Source organism: Methanosarcina barkeri MS (assembly GCF_000970025.1).
Classification (GTDB): domain Archaea; phylum Halobacteriota; class Methanosarcinia; order Methanosarcinales; family Methanosarcinaceae; genus Methanosarcina; species Methanosarcina barkeri.
The window spans coordinates 3,389,518-3,407,480 of record NZ_CP009528.1; the positions used below are offsets into that span (position 1 = coordinate 3,389,518).

Annotated in this window: 10 protein-coding genes, 2 tRNA genes and 1 pseudogene; 2 read left to right on the top strand and 11 right to left on the bottom strand. The window is 39.8% G+C overall.

The features are described from left to right. Positions 1 to 294: 294 nt before the first annotated feature. The 7 genes and pseudogenes from brxL to MSBRM_RS13645 all read right to left on the bottom strand — a co-directional run bounded on the left by brxL (position 295) and on the right by MSBRM_RS13645 (position 14,685). Positions 295 to 2,376 carry a protease Lon-related BREX system protein BrxL gene (gene brxL / locus MSBRM_RS13615; RefSeq protein ID WP_230668889.1) on the bottom strand — a complete coding sequence of 694 codons (2,082 nt, stop codon included), beginning with the start codon at positions 2,374 to 2,376 and terminating at the stop codon, positions 295 to 297. A gap of 86 nt (positions 2,377 to 2,462) precedes the next feature. Further along, positions 2,463 to 5,168, bottom strand: a complete 2,706-nt coding sequence (gene pglZ, locus MSBRM_RS13620) for a BREX-1 system phosphatase PglZ type A (protein ID WP_048156019.1) — start codon at positions 5,166 to 5,168, stop codon at positions 2,463 to 2,465. A 729-nt stretch (positions 5,169 to 5,897) separates the two neighbouring features. Continuing rightward, the gene (locus tag MSBRM_RS13625; protein WP_048156021.1) at positions 5,898 to 6,032 is read right to left on the bottom strand and encodes an AlbA family DNA-binding domain-containing protein; all 135 of its coding nucleotides are present in this window, start codon (positions 6,030 to 6,032) and stop codon (positions 5,898 to 5,900) included. Between the two features lie 9 nt (positions 6,033 to 6,041). Beyond that, positions 6,042 to 6,842, bottom strand: coding sequence for a TIR domain-containing protein (locus MSBRM_RS13630; RefSeq protein WP_048156024.1), 801 nt, complete (start codon positions 6,840 to 6,842; stop codon positions 6,042 to 6,044). 17 nt (positions 6,843 to 6,859) lie between these two features. Further along, positions 6,860 to 10,390, bottom strand: coding sequence for a BREX-1 system adenine-specific DNA-methyltransferase PglX (gene pglX / locus MSBRM_RS13635; RefSeq protein ID WP_048156026.1), 3,531 nt, complete (start codon positions 10,388 to 10,390; stop codon positions 6,860 to 6,862). 18 nt (positions 10,391 to 10,408) lie between these two features. Then, positions 10,409 to 14,011: pseudogene (gene brxC, locus MSBRM_RS13640) on the bottom strand (BREX system P-loop protein BrxC). 101 nt (positions 14,012 to 14,112) lie between these two features. Continuing rightward, positions 14,113 to 14,685: a DUF1788 domain-containing protein gene (locus MSBRM_RS13645; RefSeq protein WP_048156030.1), complete on the bottom strand. Its 573-nt coding sequence runs from the start codon at positions 14,683 to 14,685 to the stop codon at positions 14,113 to 14,115. A gap of 293 nt (positions 14,686 to 14,978) precedes the next feature. On the opposite strand from MSBRM_RS13645, the gene MSBRM_RS22155 reads away from it, so the two are divergent. Together MSBRM_RS22155 and MSBRM_RS13650 are read left to right on the top strand one after the other, a co-directional pair. After that, positions 14,979 to 15,239, top strand: coding sequence for a DUF429 domain-containing protein (locus tag MSBRM_RS22155; protein ID WP_394298320.1), 261 nt, complete (start codon positions 14,979 to 14,981; stop codon positions 15,237 to 15,239). Next, positions 15,236 to 15,760 (top strand): DUF429 domain-containing protein, encoded by a 525-nt coding sequence (locus MSBRM_RS13650; protein WP_394298321.1) that lies wholly within the window; start codon positions 15,236 to 15,238, stop codon positions 15,758 to 15,760. The genes MSBRM_RS22155 and MSBRM_RS13650 overlap by 4 nt, the downstream gene beginning before the upstream one ends. Before the next feature lie 342 nt (positions 15,761 to 16,102). Here MSBRM_RS13650 and MSBRM_RS13655 read toward each other — a convergent pair. From MSBRM_RS13655 to MSBRM_RS13670, 4 genes are all read right to left on the bottom strand, one after another. Next, positions 16,103 to 16,187, bottom strand: a tRNA-Leu gene (locus MSBRM_RS13655). A 118-nt stretch (positions 16,188 to 16,305) separates the two neighbouring features. Continuing rightward, positions 16,306 to 16,390 (bottom strand) — tRNA-Leu (locus MSBRM_RS13660). A 307-nt stretch (positions 16,391 to 16,697) separates the two neighbouring features. Then, on the bottom strand, positions 16,698 to 17,498 hold the full coding sequence (locus tag MSBRM_RS13665; RefSeq protein WP_048121139.1) for a DNA-directed RNA polymerase subunit D: 801 nt from the start codon (positions 17,496 to 17,498) through the stop codon (positions 16,698 to 16,700). An 84-nt stretch (positions 17,499 to 17,582) separates the two neighbouring features. Then, positions 17,583 to 17,963: a 30S ribosomal protein S11 gene (locus MSBRM_RS13670; protein WP_048121141.1), complete on the bottom strand. Its 381-nt coding sequence runs from the start codon at positions 17,961 to 17,963 to the stop codon at positions 17,583 to 17,585.

A 17,963-nucleotide genomic window follows, 5' to 3' on the forward strand; every position in this document is an offset into this window, starting at 1 on the left:
ATGTCATACTAAATGCTCCGATACGTGTCCTTGGCTGCGAAGGAAAATTATTGTATTCTGGAATAATTTCGTAGATCCAAAACCATTTGAAAGTTCAATACACGATACAACAACAAACGGCGCAAAAAGTTAAACGTTAAGTAAGTTTCAATTTCATTTTGGTATTGTGAAATAATTATGTAAAATAACACGTATCTTATAGATCGTATCTTAACTGAATACAAATGAATCATTTCAGGACACAACAGAAATAATTCTGGATTAAACCCAGATTTATGCAGATCTGGTAAGACATTAAATCAGTGACATTGACTTATAAACCGCATCAATAGGGTCTTCATAAAACGAGATCTGGAACTTACTGAACAAGTCTGGAGGTACTGCTGCAATCTTGCTTGCAGAAGCAATTGGAATCAGGACTCTCTTCGCCCCAGCATCAAGGCAGACCTGTAAAAGACCAGCAAGATTTTCCAGTACCTCTACAGAGCCTCCGATTGTCATGCTTCCAAGGATCGCAGTTTGTTCCTGCAGGGATCTTTCTATTGCTCCAGAACAGAGGCTTATGAATGCCGCAAGAGCAAGTTCATCAGACATACCAATTCCATAGAGGTCCTGGACATGTAAAAAGTAGTCTTTTTCTTTTACAGAAATGCCCTGACTTATGGACTTTGCATTGGCCCGGAAGTAATTAAAAGCTGTCTTTATTGCTTCTTTTGCCTGAGAATTTAAACCAGTGCCCGATTTTTCGTATTTTCCAGATCCAGACACTATCTGGACTTCAAACTTGTATATTCCGATCTTTCCGGACTCGGTAGCTGCAACAGCGTATGCTTCACCTGGTTTTGTAATTCCTGCTGGAATGATTTTGCTTCCACCGCTTTCAGGTACAGGCACGAAGGTTTCTTTTAGGTTCTCGTTATCAATGTACGAGAAATTTACATCAAAGAACTCAATTCCTCCAATCTTTTTGAGCTGTTCTTTTACCCGCCTTCGACCTACAAGGGCATATTCGAGAATCTCCTGAGCTTCTTCTTTCGTAATATTCTCATCAGGGTAGAGGAGCTTCATAAGTCCAGAGAATGTCTTATTAACAGCAATTACATCACGCTGGTTCAGGTTATTTCCAAGCCTGAAGAATTGGGTTATGTGATCAGAATAGGAACGTTTTCTCATTTCTCGGAAAAATTCGGCAATATAGTCAACTATGAACCCATATCTGTCAGTAAAGTGTTCAGGTCGGAACTTAGGGACTTCCCAGCCAGGGAGATAGTAGTGCATCCTGTCAAAAAAAGCGGTATCGCTGTTCATCGCATCCGGAAAGGGAGAGAAAAGGTGAGAGGTCTTAAGGAGAGAATCAATACTCTGGTTAATGTTTCCAACGAAGACAATTGATGAGTTTGCATTTTTCTGCTCCTTTCCTCTTGCAAAAGAGCCTGAAGCCATGTAGTCTTTGAGGATCTGAATTCCGTCTTTGTCCTTGAAATGAATTCCTGCAACTTCATCAAATGCCACAACATCCCAGAGCCCAACAAGTCCTATTTGCCGTGTAGACATGTTGTAGAAGAGGTTTGCAACTGTGGTCTGTCCACCTGAGATCAAGATAGAGTTCGGGGAAATTTCTTTGTAAACATGGGATTTTCCTGTACTACGTGGGCCCAACTCGCAGAGGTTGTAGTTGTTTTCAACAAGAGGAACAAGCCTTTCCAGCATGTGCCACTTGACAGGATTCGGAAGCTGAGTTGGCTCCATTCCTATGCTTCTCAAAAGAACGTCTATCCATTCTTCTTTTGTAAAATATTTCCTTGCCTCAAGGATTTCCTGGATATTCATGTTTGGAATCTGGATAGGTTTTAAGCTGGAGATAATAAAAGGAGATGCTGCAGATTCAATGGAGTACTCCATCTTGAGCATGCACCAGATCCCGCCTCCGAGCAATTTATCATATTTTATGATATAATCCGAGTCAATTTCGATGTTAATAAGCCCGAGGTTGGAAAACGATGCCTCGTAAATATCCCTTTTTTCGTTCAGCCTGACAGTAATCTTATCAATAACCGTGTAATAGCCAGTTTCCCTGATTCTCGACTTGATTTTTTCGGCTTCATCAGGCCTTACATAATTTTTGGACAGGATATTTTTTACTTTCTGGACACCTTCATTAATCACATCTTCATCATCATCTGCACAATAGGAGCCGAGAAGGTATTCAAGTACATAGACAGGGACATTATGCCCTACTTTCAACAGCTTTGTAAGGTCTTTTCGCACAACCCTACCAGGAAAATATTTGATTAATTTTCTATCGGTTTCAAGGACTGCTGTCTCAAGAGCTTCTTCAGTCATTTTATCCTGTCCATATTTCATATTACTGTCCATATTTCATATTACTGTCCATGTTCCATATTACTGTTCATATTATTCTCTTTTTTTACGAGAGAATCTTTACACAATTCGTTTTTTAATTAAAAGTCATCAAAATCCCCGATCAGAAGGTCCAGTTCAAATGGAATCCGTACAATATTTTTGATTTCCGTTGGATCAGTGTCAATTAATTTAAGATAATATGTCTTATTCTCAAGGTTGTTCCCGAGAGTAAGCATTACAGTATACTGCCTTTCTTCAGGGTCATCGGATTCGCTACTGGCAATAACGGTTTTTTCATCACTGACCATTTTTTCCTGCTCGCCGTCAATATCCCATAGAGAAACTCTGAAAGTTCGGGGTTTCATTTTATCGGTGACTTTTTCAGTCTGGAAAATTTTGACTTTAAACTTGCTGTTTGTGATCTTTTTTCGGTCGTTTATTACCGAGACGTTGACTTTAACATGCTTTATGTCCTTCCCCTCAAGGGTTTTATCCTTCCGCTTATGGGTATATGTCAGGACCGGAATGACAATCTCCTGAGGAGAGGCTCCTCCATGCACAAAATTGAGCCCACCTCCCTGGAGTTTGAATCTGAGGTCTGCTTTTGGGACATAGACAAAAAGTGGAAGATCCTGATGTTCCTGGCTGAGAACATGGTGCATATCAAACTTGTGTATGTTCTCCAGTAAGTCAGCCTGTGCAAATTCCTGGTCACTCAGGATAAAGCGCTTTGTGGCATCAAGTATACGAGATTTGTCAAATAATGCGGTGTCTACCTTATCTGCATTTTCCAGATCGTCTCTCCGGTAAAGGAAACCGTGATCGGATGTAATAATTACATTTGTGGTGTTTAGAGTATCACTCAAATGCTTGACAAGTTTCTTTAGTTCAAGAATTGTTTCCTCTACGGCATTAAACACGCTGTTTTCTGAGGACTGCTTATCACCAGTTGAGTCGATCTTGTTGTGATAGATGTAAAGGACTCTTTTTCCTTTGATAAGTTCCCGTGCCTCTTCCCGGCTGAGTTTAATAATGTCTTCATAATTTAACGCAAGTGAGTCTTCACATTTACTTTGCAAGATTTTGTTCCTTTTTTCAAGCCCTTCGGAACTTATGCCATCAACAAGGACTTCTTTTCCTCTGTATTCCAGAGCATTATGAGGAAGTAAACTTGCCATTCCAAGTTTCGTGTATGAGGGCAAAACTCCTGCCATAGAAGTGAGTTCGGCAATCCCCCAGGTATCTTTATTGAGAGTTTCGAATAGTTCGAAAGCTGCTTCATAGCGCAAGGCATCGGAAATGATAACTGCAACCCTAATTCTGTCGTCTTTTTGTAAGATCCTGCTTACGTACAGTTTATAGAAATCCTTCTGGCTGTCTGCAAGCTCAATTTTCCACTGGCTTTTAAGATCGGATTCAATAAGGCTGCTCCATTTTAATAACAGTTTTCCGAGCAGATTGTTAGCATAGAGATCTTCAACCTGAGGCCTCAGGTTTTTCTTCAGGATGTCCTTTTCCTGCTCTTTATCATAATAGTAGTAGAATTTTCTGTAGAAGTAATCCATCTGATAGTGGGTCTCAGCATATGCTTTGAATAATTCGTATAAACTGCATGTGTTTTCAAGTGTATCAATTGCTTCTGGATTTTCATAGTGCTCTCTGGCAAAACGGAAGATCTTGACTGCATATTCAAGCGCACTGTAAATGTTTTCATATTCGGAAAACCAGTGCTTTGTCCTGCGGACATCGATCCAGGCAAGATAGTTTTTAAAATCATCTTCTGTTGAATCTACAGGACTACTCAGAGATTCGATTATACGGAGAATTATAGCTTTGTCAAAGGTCTCAACTGCTTCTGCTTCAAGATATGTCTGCACATCCCGCTTATTAAGCGTTGCTTGCAAGCTCTTTTCAAGATCCCGATTGTTCTCTTCAAGTATGTCACGAGTGTATTTCTCAAAGGTTTTGGAGTTTTGGGAACTGTCCATCCAGTGCTTGAGGAAGATCTGGCACTCATTTTCCTTCCGGTTCACATACTGGTCATAGCCTTGCATGGAAATTCCAGAACACTGCTTTATGTGCGTGACCAGAAAACTCAGGAAAAGCTTCTTCAGGGTAGGGTTCTTTGCCAAAAAGCCAAAATCATCTTCTGCCAGCTCCCAGAAGTTTTCCTCCAGCCCGAACTTCGATATATGCTCCCATGTCGGGTTTTCGGCTTCTTCCAGGGATTTCAACATGGTGTCACGAACGATAAGTTTGAAATCAAGAACCTGAGTTTTTGAAAAAACAGCCAGCATGCCCAGAATAAACTCTTTTTCCCGCCAGTCCTTCTGGTAGAGCTTTTTTAGAGGCTGAACCCTTTCTTTCTGATTGCCAAAGAATTTTTCGTATTTTGTGAAGAAGTCGTCCAGTTCATGCCCCTCGATCTCAAATTCACTTTTGAGGTCCGAAATCCGGCTGTTTTCAAATCTGGATGAATAAAGCTGGATATCAAAAAGCCAGTTTTCTTCGTGCGTTCTTTCTTTGTCGGGGCAGTAAATCAGATAGTTTGATTCAGGGTCCTCTATTTCAAGGAGTTTTTTGGTTTCAAAATAGTTGTTACTCAGGATATGGAATTTAATGGAATGCCCTGCCAGTATTTGTATTATCTCGTTCAGCTCTGAGCTGGGAGCCAATTTTTCATCATCCCAGGCAGTCCTGTCCTTATCATACCAGAAAACGATTTTTCTCTTCTCATAATCTGCCAGTTCCGAAGGGTCAAATTTTCTGAGTATACTCTGGCTTGTTTTTTCAACGTTAACCATGAAAATCCATATCCTGCGATTAATCGGGAAAAGATAAAATTATATATAGAAATTTAGACACTTTATCTATGAAGTATTCTTCCATTTATAGGCTTTACTAATTTGTAGTGATGTTTTACATATTAATACATCATCTGAAGCATTAATACATACTTTGAAGCCGAAAATAGAGTGCTTACCAAAGCAATAATAAACCAAAATTTTAAAATGACCGCCATAATCATATTGAAGACTGGATAAAAATCCAAAAATCTAAAAAAGAAGGTGGAAACAGGATGGAAACAGAATAAAAAAACATGAAAACAAGATGAAAAATTGAGGTTTTTAACCTCTATATTGAAAAATAAAATTTAAGTCTCAAGTAAAAATGTACAGATCCATTACCTTTTTAAGAATTCAATAACCTCTTTCTCAGACTTTGCATATCGAGATACAGGAGGTTTGAATTTTTCATTATTCTCAAATAGAGAATGTAACTTATTAATGGCAACAGGGTCTGATATGTACAAAGTGTTTTGTTCCAGATATCTCGAAGCCATTTCTACACCCCTTATCGCTTAATCCTGCCTTTTAACAACTATATGCGTTCTTATTTGATATATGTTCTTTTCCTTAATCATTCCCGATTTTTTCTTTGAATCTACAAGGAAACAAGTCCCAGATTAATGAGTATTGGGTTCTTTTTTCATAATGATTGCGGCTATGTGACTTTAGTGCGGTTTTGCGGTATTAATGAGGTTTAAGGATCATGCCGCCTTTTGCGTTGGCAAAAGCTACAGCGGATTCTACGGTTCTGTCATCGAATTTCTCTTTGAATTCGAGGGTTTCGGACTCGCCGGATTTGAGAAGACTTTTGATATCCATATTATCAGTTTATAATTTCCCAAAATCTATATCGTACCCTGCTGCTTTTATCTCTTTAGCAAGAGCAAGTTTCCATCCGTTATATGGGTCAAAAGGTATATACACAATTCCTAAAATGTCTGATGGAACTTCAAAGTTTATTCCACCTTTATTTAATGCAACTACATTTTTTCTACCAAGTTTCCCCATAAAATAACCAAGTTCTAAAATCACATTCTGGCGAGCTCTTGGTATAGCAGATTCAGGAAGCTGATCTTTTTTGTATCCAAAATCATCAGGTGAAAGTAGTACTACAGCAAAAGAGACATTTTGCGAACAAGACTCAAACTTCTCAATAATCGTTTTTCCAATATTATCTTGTTCGTGTAAGATAATGGGCTCAAGACCTACATTTTTTAATACCCGAGCAACAGTTTCTTTCATCTCATTGTCATGACCGTGAACAACAAAAACTTGATTACTTTGAGGTTTTAAGCTTGCTGTTTGTTTATTAGAGTCATCTTTTTTATATCCTGGCCCCCATTGAATAAAATCATCAGTAACATCTTCTATTTCTCCATTAATTCCTAAATAACCAATGGAATTTATATTTGGAACTTCATACTCACGTTTATTAGATTCAGTCCTAAGAATTTTGATCCTTTCTATATTATCTACCTTGATTATATTTCCATCTATAATTAAAGAAGCACCTTTTTCATAAGGTTCTAAAAACCGACTGCGAAGTACTTCTTCACTTAAATTAAGTTGTTTTTCCTCATTATTAATAGTAGAGCCTGAGTAAGTTTTAATTATAATATGATAAACCATCTTACCACCAAGAACCCTTATATCTTCCCCACCAACCCTTTAAACTTCTCATAATTCACTTTGACCCCATCATCCAGATCAATCTCAATCATCTGATCCGCTTTATTCTTAAGAAGTTCATCATACTTCACGAGCTCTTCAATATTCTTTTTGAGCTTCGCAAGTTCAGTTTCTGCCTTCCCTCGATTTTTGGAATTCTCAGAAATATCTTTTTCAAGAAGCGGCCTTTTAGCATCCAGCTTTGACTCAAAATCCAGCAAATAATCGATCCTCATCTTCGCCAGGGTAGTTTTATCGTACCTGTGCATGTAAACGAGCGCATTGAACACTTTATCTTTCCCTGAAGTAAAGAGCCAGTAAATCGGTCTCTTCTTATACATTTTAACGTGATCTTTGTAGAAATCCTTCAGGAAATAATCCCTTATGACTTTCTCAGAAGCTTCGCCTTTTTTCGAAAGCGCCCCTGCAATAAAGTCCAGGTTTTCAGAAAGCGTCTCTGCCCCAAAAGTAAATTTCAAAAACTCCTTGAACCGGCCTACAATGTCGTCCGTGTAATATTCATCATCAAGAATCGGGATTATATTATCTTCATCCGGCAGGAAAGAAGCTTCAGGAACCTTTTCTTTAAAATCAGCCAGCTTTTCTCCCTGATTTGCAAGAATCAGCCCTTCTTTTTCCGGGGAGTATCTTCCGAACATGCAGCCGACAGCATAGGAAATTAGTTCTTTTATGGTATCGGTCAGCAAAAGAGTTTCCAGTTCTTCTTCGGTTTTGTTGTTGCCGTAGCGATAGTATGGGTTACAGGTCAATGTGATTTCAGAAAGGGAAACATCTGGCGTTAGTTCATCCTGCAGACCGTAGGCTTCGATGAAAATGCGGTTATTCTCTTCCTCAAGCCGCTGCGTTTCAAGAGTCATTTCTTTCCAGTGGTAGCGGAGTTTAGTGTAAGTTTCAGCAAGTTTGGGGTGATGGAATTCTGGTTTCAATAATGGAAGAGTAATAAAATCCCAAGAAGTTTCATATAAATCCCAGTCGGATTTCACCAATGAAATTGTTTTTTTTGAGATACTCTCAACATTTTTTTTATCGATACTATTGGTTATAAAAGGGATTTTGCTAACTGTACCCGGCTGAAAATTTAATGTTGGGTTGATAATCTTAAGAAAATCAAAAGATAACTTTGAACATAATAATCCTATCACATAATACAAATCTTCATACTTATCTGGAAATAGTGAGCATCCGGCATAATCAAATAGACAGCCTTTTTCAGTGTATCTTACACCAAAATAAGAACTACTTATAAAAGACCACGTCACGCCTTCTTTAAGCATGTATTCTAAATTCTGAATATACCGTGACCAGTGCTTCCCCTTATTTCTTTTAACGGCATATGTTTTTATTTCTTCTCCATCATTTTGCCAATTAATAACACACTCTTTATTTCCATACCATTTCCTAAAATTTCCTCCCTTATTGTAAGGATACCATTTATGTGAACTGTTAAATGTATCACTCAATTTTTCATATCCGTAGCCAATTTTCTGTTGCGAAACCTCAAACCATTGGCGAATGAATCTTTCATTATCTCCTGTATTTTGACCCGATTTAGCTTTTGCATGCATATCCAAAGAGTCAGATTTTTCAAATATTTCCCTCACTCTCTCACTTACCCAATACGCAATCGGACTCCCAGGAATTTTCTTGAAGTCGGCGGCGGAGGCGCGAGCAAGTCTATCATTCTGCATCGGGAATTGTTTCGGTTCATTCTCTTCTGTCAAATCCTCATAGTAAACATAAGAAAAGTGGCCTTTGAAGTCAGCTTTCTTTGTTTTGTTCCAGACAGTTGCTGCCGTTCCAAAAGCAATGCCCATTACCATATTTGCCATGTGAACCATACAATCAATCGTTACTTCATCCAGCAGGCGTTCTCTTAGTTTTTCGTAAGATGAAAGGAACATCCAGCTTTGCATTGTAACCATTGCATTGTATCCGTGTTCAACAATTAAATCAAATCCACGCTCGATAAACATGGCAAAAAGATCAGATTTACTATCAGGATATTTTTCCTGAGCAAAAATTCTTAGCTCATTGTTCATGCCTTTACTACCCATATACGGTGGGTTAGTGACTATTACGTGATACTTAGAGCTAAGATATTTGGCATTTTGTAGGGCTTGCATAACCTTCTGATGAGTAGAGTAAAGAACTATATTTTCGGGGAGACTTTTGGATTCAAGCAGATGCAGTATTTTCAATATATTTGATGAAGCCGGATTAATTAGAGAACCAAAATTGTCGGCTTCGACAAACTGGAGCAGAGTATCTTTCTGGGCATCGGTGAAAAGGTCACTTCCGACTGCATCTATGTAAGCATTGAGCTCTCCTTCTTCAAAAGTAACGCTTTCCAACACGCAGATATTGGGCTGGACCTTCTTTTTGAAAAAATGGCGGTCCTTGCTTCTTGCCTTCATGGTCAACGCAAAGCCTGCAAGTTCTCCTGCACGCTTATCGATCTCAATCCCGAAGAGATTATGGGTCAGGATCAGTTCTGGAATTTCTGAGGTACTGTAACCTTCTTCTTCATAAATCGCATACAACAGATCAAAAGCATAAACCAACATGTGCCCCGAACCACAGGCTGGATCACATATTTTAAGTTCTTCAGGAGAACTGATTTTCAGAAAATCGATTTCCTGTTGTTCAGGTTTTATATAATACTCCATCCGGTCAACAATGCTTGATTTCGGACGGTTAAGCATCCACAGGCGACCCATGGAGTTTTCCACAAGGTAACGGACAATCCAGTGAGGTGTGAAATGCTGCGTTGCAACTGGAATATTTTCTTTACTAATTTTAATTCCCTTTTTGAGATCAGCAAAGACTTTGTTCTTCTTCGGTTCTACATAATCCTGGTAGATCCAACCTATAATTTCAACTTCGTGCCAGTCCTCGTCCGGTATTATTGAATTAAGGTCATGCAGGACTGAGCCGGTGTGTAGGAGTTTGTCAGGGAAAAGGAGTTCAGTATAATCCTCGATTTCTTCAAAAAGGAAAGGCATTATTTTGTGCAGATAATTGCAGAGCTTGAGGAGGAGGTATTTGTAGAGCTCTTCATCTTTGTTTTCGGCCTTGAGGTCGAGGACTGAGTCCTTATCAACGTTCAAAAAGTCAAGTTTCAGGGCATTTGTTAGAAGGTCGGGTTCCGTTTTGTCAGGATCAGAGGAAGTAAAGACTCTGATCTGGTCAGGGAGGCACCCGTTCCTCTCCATAAATTTAAGAGCCATAAGCCGGTTGAACCAGGTATAGGTCACTTCCTCCATGACCTGTTCGTAACCCTTATTCTTGACCTGTTTTACGAGCTGAGAACGCTGGTTTTTGATCTTAGAATTAAAGACTTTACCGTTGATCACAACCGAATCTTCATGTTCTTCTACAGCGCGGATTTCTTTAGAAGAAATTTCATAATAGGCTGCCTGACTTCTTACTTCGGCGTTTAACTTTTCCCGAACCGTGTTTGAGAATTTAATTATTGCTGATTTGTCCATTCTCATCCGACCTTTTTCTTAGACCCTTATATTCTCCTTCATGAGAATTGTCAGCATTTTCTCTTTCAGCTGTGTCAGGTACTCCTCGATATCAGCCTCGCTTTCCAGCATTTTTCTGGACTTGAAAAATGAGATCTTATTTATTACTCTTGTAGTTCTTTGCGGCAACGGAGGTAATGCCGGTTTTTCTTCCTGCTCTGCGTCTGGCTTTTCTGGATCGTCATTACCTTCCCCATAGGGTACTTTCGGCGGCTTTTCCCGAATGGTCTGCCGCTTGAGATCGATTTGCTTGTAGGCTTCTACGCGGAGATCGTTTATCAGAGAGAGCTGGCTTTGCACAAGAGCGCAGTCTTCAGCGTCTTTCAGAGTTCTTTCGATTACATTGAAGAGCCCGAGCACGGTTTCCTTGAAATCGTCCGAAAATTTTTCGTCTGAAAGTTCCTTCTCAAGCTCTTTTAAAACCGTATCAAGGCTTTCTCTTACCTCTCTCTTCTGGGCAGAAAGAGCCTCCTGGATTGAAACTTCTATCTTCTTTTCCAGGATTGGTAGCTGGCGAATCTGAGAGTAAGGCTTTTCCATATTTAGGATTGAGTCAATCTCATTAATGGCTGCTTTTGTCTCTCCGTCAAGGAACTGGATGTTTCTGCAGTAATCTTTATGCTTTCTGGTAAGCCTCTTGAAGATTTCAGCCTGAGCGCCAAAAAAGCTTTTCACAGGCTCTGCTTCGGCGTGAAGTGCTTCAAACTCGGTTCTTCGGGAAGCGACTGCTCTGAAAAAAGTTGAGGAATCCGGGTTCTCGGTCAGTTCTTTCAGGAATTTCCTGTAGGCTTCTATCTGGGGTCTGCCCGGATAGCCTGTTTCTTCTTGATATCTGCCTTCGAGACCTTGCAGGTTTGAAAGCTCTTCCTGGAAGATTTTCTTTACCTCTTTGTAAAGCTCTCCTTCTTTTTCTGGCAGATTTATTTTCTCAAAAAGGTCGCTGAGGATCTGCTTTACTGCTTTTAGATCCTCTTCTCCGGCTTTTTCCCTGATTTCTATGACCAGCTTGTCAGCATCATCTTTCCTTGTCAGGTGCTTTGCGGTAGCATCGGTATTGAACATGTATTCAGACTGGTAGCGGAGTTTGAGTTCTTCCTTCAGGTAAAGCGTTGCCACAAGCCCTGAAACCGTCATATCTTTCCAGCCGTAGGGTTTTTTCGTGAAACGTTCCTTTAAATCGCTTAAAAGAACCCTTCCACTTCTCCCGTGCTTTAGCCGAATGTACTCAAGCATCTCTTTTAAAGCCAGCCTGTTTGTCTCACTGCCTGTAACCCCAAATTTCTCAAGGTCATCCGAACGCAGGAGCTTGAGCACTTCATTCTCGTTTTCGTAATCCTTTGTGACATATCCAGCTTTGCTGTAAACGTTTTCTATAAGGAGAGAAAGCCCTTCTTTTATGCGCTCTTTCGGGCTGGTTTTTCCAAGCATTACTTCCTTGTTATCAACAAAGACCTTCGAATCTGAGACTCCTTGAACAATCAGCTCTGCTGCTTTTGCTCTTGCGCTTTCGGCATCTTTCTCTTTTGTGAACAGAATATTCTGAATTTCCGCGTTATTCCGGTTTGAAGAGTTCTGCTTGAGGTATTTCTCGATTCTCAGGTAAGACCTGATCTGATCAATTAATTCGTCGTCGGGGAGCACGAAAAGAAGAGTATCGGTTGAATCAATATTGCTTAAATTATCGCCGTATAGGGACTGCTGGTTACCTTTCCTGCTATAGTACTGGTCTGAAAGAGGAGTAAGGAACTTAATTGTAAGGTCTGCACCTGAGACAGCCTTTACCCTGTCATCAACCGCTTTGCTAAATTTGTAATTCTCATAGGAAGACGGGCAAATTCCTGATTTTTGCTCATAGAGCATCCTATGGACCTCTTCAAGGATCTGGTGATCTTCAATATCTATCCCTTTGATCTCTCTATTGATATCTTGCTCCTCATTTGTCAGGAAATAGTACCTATCTTCGGACTTGTTTATCAGGGTCTGTCTTTCGAGTTTTTGGAGAGATTCAATAATTCTCTGTTTCAGTTTGACCTTGTCTTCATCAACCGAGGAAATGGAGAGAACTATCAGGTTATCCAGGTTTGGCTCGATCTCCTTTATGTTCCTGATCATAAACAGGACTTCCAGAAGTTCACAGTCGTATTCATCAAGTAACTGATTATTCCGGGCCTGGGAGATCGTTCTTGCTATAATCGGATCAAGGAAGCCTTCAATTGTCTCATAGAAAGCATGGAAAGGAATTAGCAGCCCTACGTTTTTCTCACAGTAGTTCTCGGTTGACTCCTTGAAAGCCCCAAGGAGTGATCTTTCTCCCTTTGCCAGGTGTTTTCCTGTAAAACCTGTTTCTCTAATCTTGTCAAAGACCTTCTGCACAAGGCTGAACTGGTACGGGACAAAAGGATATACATCTACAAAATCAGCTTCGTTCCTGTAGACTTTTGTTTCAGCCTGATTTGAAAATGCAAGCAGATTCCTGAGTATTATCTGTTTTTCAGCATAATAAGATGCGAGAAACTCCCTTTATTCCCCTTTCTTCTGCAAGATTCTTTTCTTGATAACTTCGTCCACGTTGGCGCTGGTAAGACTCAGGCGAGTGTTAAAACGTCCCTGAATCTTGGAGAAGTCGTTGCCTTTTACGTGTTGCTTTGTAATCGTATCAATATCAGCCTGCGAGGTTACAACAACCCAGGCCCTTCCCCTTAACCTGGTCCCAAGATCTTCTACAATGGTCTGGAGATTGAGCATCAGCTCGCTGTTTTCTCCTATATACTGTCCCACTTCGTCCACCAGGAAAATTACCTGATGGTTTTCTCCCTTTGATTTACAGTATTGATCGAGCTTATTTGCAAATTTCTCAACGCTAAAAGTATAGCTTGCTCCATCGCTTTCAAAGAGCCTTGTAGCAGCTTCCCTGCTCATGAAACCGCAGTTTACAAGGGCTTCTATAATATCGTCCTGCTCAAAACTGTAGGCAACTCTTCTTTCTTCCCAGGATTCTCCGTTTATACGTTTAAATTCGGCTTTAAAAAGCTCGTAAAGTTCCTTATCCTCAAGCTGTTCTTCAAGTTCTGCGATCCAGAAGACATCTCCCAGATATCCACGCCTATCATTAAAAGCCCTCATGAAGATATTTACAATCTGCTCGTCGCCTTTGTTTACAGTATTTGCTTTGGAATCAATATTAAAGAGAATGACATCTTTACTGCCTGTATTAACGGCTTTTTCGATATTGGCAAGAATTGCAGGATCTGTAATTTTTTCCCTGAAAAATTCAAGTGCAGTTTTGCCCTGAACTGTTCTATTTTCCAGTAAATACGACAGAATTTTGAGGAAATGTGACTTTCCAGAGCCAAAGAACCCTGAGATCCAGACTCCTATCCTATCTGTGGGCTCTTCCATGGCTGCAGTATAATTTCTAAAAAAATTATCAAAATGCTTTAGAGACTCACCTGTTACCACATACTCATCAAGTTCAGTATAAACACTACTTTCATCTTCCTTATCGACCTTTATTACTCCATCGATATCTCTTCGGATATCTTTCTCAAATAAGTCTTCTATTTTTATTTCTGCAGCTGTCATGTTTAGCACTCTGATCAGATCTCAATATGATTCGGTAGAAATTTTAAGGTGTATCTCAAATACCTCAAACTTCCCCTCTAAAAGCTTTAAAAATCTCATGATTACATTGCCTCTGGCATCAAGCGGAAAGCTCTGTAATAATTTTTGGTTTTAAATTCACCAAATAAGCTAAGGTCAAGCCCACTGAACTTTCCTGGATAAAACAGTACAAGAGGCTTCTTGCCTGTAACAGAATATAGGTTATTAAGAATGGAATGAGCTCTGACCATTGGCCATGCGTTTCCTATTCCTGTCAAAAAAATAAGGTCGTAATCGACGTTGAGAATCTCGGAAATCTCTTTTTTTGTAGTCTCTTGATTAAGAATTAATCTTACTTTCTCAAGCAAGGCATCTGAACCCTTTTTCTTCTCGAACTTAATCAGTTTCTCATCAGTAAGCTTCTGGTTCAGGATTTTGAGACATAGGTTATACAGATTAATCTCAATTATCTTAATCGAGTGTTTGCTCTCAAAACCTGAGATAAGTTTACTTATTGTGTCCCTAACAAGAAGCTCGTTTTCAGGCTCGTAATCAAAAATCCAATATGGAATCTCATTTCCTAACCCTTTGCATTTCAAAAAATCATCAGTTTTTATTTTTTCTTTAAAGAGTTCGAGACGCTCTTCAAGTTTCATAATTTTATTGTACTGATCTAAGTATAAATGTGTTGCTATTTCTATTAATAGAAATATTATCCGATATTTTAAAATAATTAATTTATATAAATTATAAATATAGAAATTTGAGGATAAGGCATATGACAGGAAAAATCTCTACTGATAAAAACAAGCACCCTTTCAATGTCTTTTTGTTTATCCTTCTTGTTATAAGCCATTAATTCAGTTTTTACAGGCATATGAAGGGACTGTCGACTATGCCTGAATGATAACAAATAACTCCATTCAAAGCTTCCTCTGAAAGGGTCTATATGCCTAAACCGCGAACCCTGCTTATGAATAAAAAAGTGTTTGTTGGTGTAGACGGATGCAGAGCAGGTTGGTTTGCAGTTGCACTAACAGAAACTGATAGTTTTGGTGTATTTCAGTTTCCTAAAATCTCGGATCTCTATAGCTATTTTTGTGATGGCAATACTCATGTGCGTATACTTGTGGACATCCCTATTGGTTTAGTAGATAGCAAATCTAATTTCAAGAGAAGGTTTTGTGATATAGAACTCGAAGATTATTGAGACCCTACAGGCAGTCCAGCGTTTTCCCCACTCTCTGTAGAGAAGCCATCTATGCAAAAAACTATGAAATCGCTTGCGACATCAATGAAGAAGTTACAGGCAAACGACTTACAAAACAAACATGGGGAATCGTTCCAAAAATCAGAGAAATGAATGATTTTCTTATAGCCACAGATTCTGCTAAGGAAAAAATAATAGAAATCCATCCCGAGATTTGTTTCTGGGCTCTTGCCGGAAAGCCAATGGAATATTCAAAAAAAGAGAGTGAAGGTTTTAGCGAAAGAAAAAAGCTGCTGCAGGAAATTTGTACTTCCACAGATGAAATTGTACAGAATGCTCTTTCCAAATACAGACGTAAAGATGTAGCAAGAGACGATATTCTTGATGCTCTGGTCGCCTCTGTAACAGCAAAGTTATCTTTTCAGAGGGGACTAAAATCTATTCCAAAAATTCCTGAAAAAGACTCTCAAGGACTTCCTATGCAGATTGTTTATCCTACCTTCCGCAGATGTCTTGAGTAAAAGAACATTTTTCCTGCTATCGTTTTTGTGCATTTGCTCAATAATTTGCAATTATTATCCCAACTGAAACTTCCGGAAATAGAGGTTAGAAGCTTTCAATGAAGTTTGAATAAGCAAGGTAATTTTCAGAAAAACGATAGCAAGAAAAATTGTGAAAATTGAATGGACATCTGCGGAAAGTCAGGTTTATGCAACGGTTTGCTAATAGGATTCAGAGTGCCGGAAACTGAAACTACAAAGACCAAGCACAGAAACATGCAAAGATCAAGTACAAAAACTACAAAGACCAAAATAGACTTTCAAATAAGAAGAAAGCAGAGAAAAACAAAGAAAAAAACTAAATGCGAGGGATGGGATTCGAACCCACGAATTCCTACGAAACTAGGCCCTCAACCTAGCGCCTTTGACCTGGCTGGGCAACCCTCGCATAATGATATTTTACAAATAAAGAATTTGAAATTCTTTACAAAAATACTTTCAGAAACGTATGAAAATTTGAAATTTTTGAAGTTAAATGTTTTAAATCGACAGATTAAGAAATTTAGTGCGAGGGATGGGATTCGAACCCACGAATTCCTACGAAACTAGGCCCTCAACCTAGCGCCTTTGACCTGGCTGGGCAACCCTCGCATTTCGTATTAATCTGTGTCTAATCTATGTTTAATACTGTTTCATTATGATAATCCGGCGCGCTTTACGCCTTGCACTCCCTCACAATATCGTGGATAATATATAAACGTTTCGAGCCGTGAAGGTCACCGGGAATAAGTTTTGGAAGAACGCAAATAAGACAGAATGTCTTCTGTCGTATTCAGGTACAGAACAATAATATGTAAGGCGTAGAGAGTCCAGAGAAATATCTAACTCATTAAAATATTCAGGGATCTATCAGCCTTAATCTCAAAAAATTGGATATGGGCCTGTACCCGAGCTGAGCTCAGAACTGGTCCAGAATGCTCAAAAGTTCTTCAGCTTTGCCTTTGACCACATCTGCTGCATTAAGGGCAAGGTCTTTGGCGGTATAAGAACCATCGGACTCCATTGTAAACACAAAAGCGTTCTCATCGAAGCTAATGTTTATTGCGTGGATGTCACAGACCTGCTCGCAGAGCTTGCAGAGTGAGCACTTCAGGATATCTTCGTCAGAAACTCTGGCACCTGACTCTTCAAACCGTATAATGCCTTTCGGACATTCGGCTGCACAGTGCCCGCATGCATCGCAGTTTTCAATGGTTATAACAGGCACGTTCTTGTAGCCGCAAGCGATTCCTGCCTGCCATTTAACACTATCCCTGCCATAGCCCATATGAGCGAGGGCCTCAAGCACAAGCTTCTGCCCTTTTTTCAGTTCAACAATAGGGATATTGAGATCAGCCGGCTGTATCTTCGGGTCAGAGGAAATAAGATCCCGAGAATAAACCGTGCATGGACCTTCTGCACTTAGGGTTAAGGAAACCTCGCAGGCAGGACAGCCCTCTCCTCCGCAGACATCGCATTCTGCCTGTGGCACATACGTCTCTACATCCGTAACAAGCGGGATTAAGGACAGACGTAGAGCCAACTGCTCATCATAGAGTACCGAGGTATTGTCGTAAAGGTTCACATATTCAATCGCAAGCGTTGGTACATCTGCGATCATGGCGCGTCGAATGCCGTTGGCAAAAGATGTGCTAACATTTGAAAGCACGAATTTTGCAGATCTATCCGATAACTCCAGAATGTCTACTTCCATCGTCATATTCCTTAATTTCCCTTATATTTTAATGCTTTCAAAAAGAGAATTTTAGAAGAATTTCCTGAAGAAATTCCCTGAAGAATTCTCTTATACACGTCTTCCGCCTTTGGGACGAGTGCCGTCGTGCGGGACAGGAGTAACATCTTCAATCCTGCCAATACGGATTCCTGCTCTTGCAAAAGCCCTTATTGCAGCCTGAGCGCCAGGGCCCGGGCTTCTCTGCTTGTTTCCACCAGGTGCTCTTACCCTTATATGGATGCCATGGATACCTTTATCCCTGAGCTGGTCAGCAAGCTGGCCTGCCATCTGCATGGCAGTATAAGGAGAGCTCTCATCTCTTGCAGCTTTTACAACCATACCACCAGAAGACTTTGCAATGGTTTCAGCCCCTGTGATATCGGTTACAGTAATAATTGTGTTGTTAAATGAAGATTTAATGTGAGCTACGGCCCATTTCATGTTTGCCAT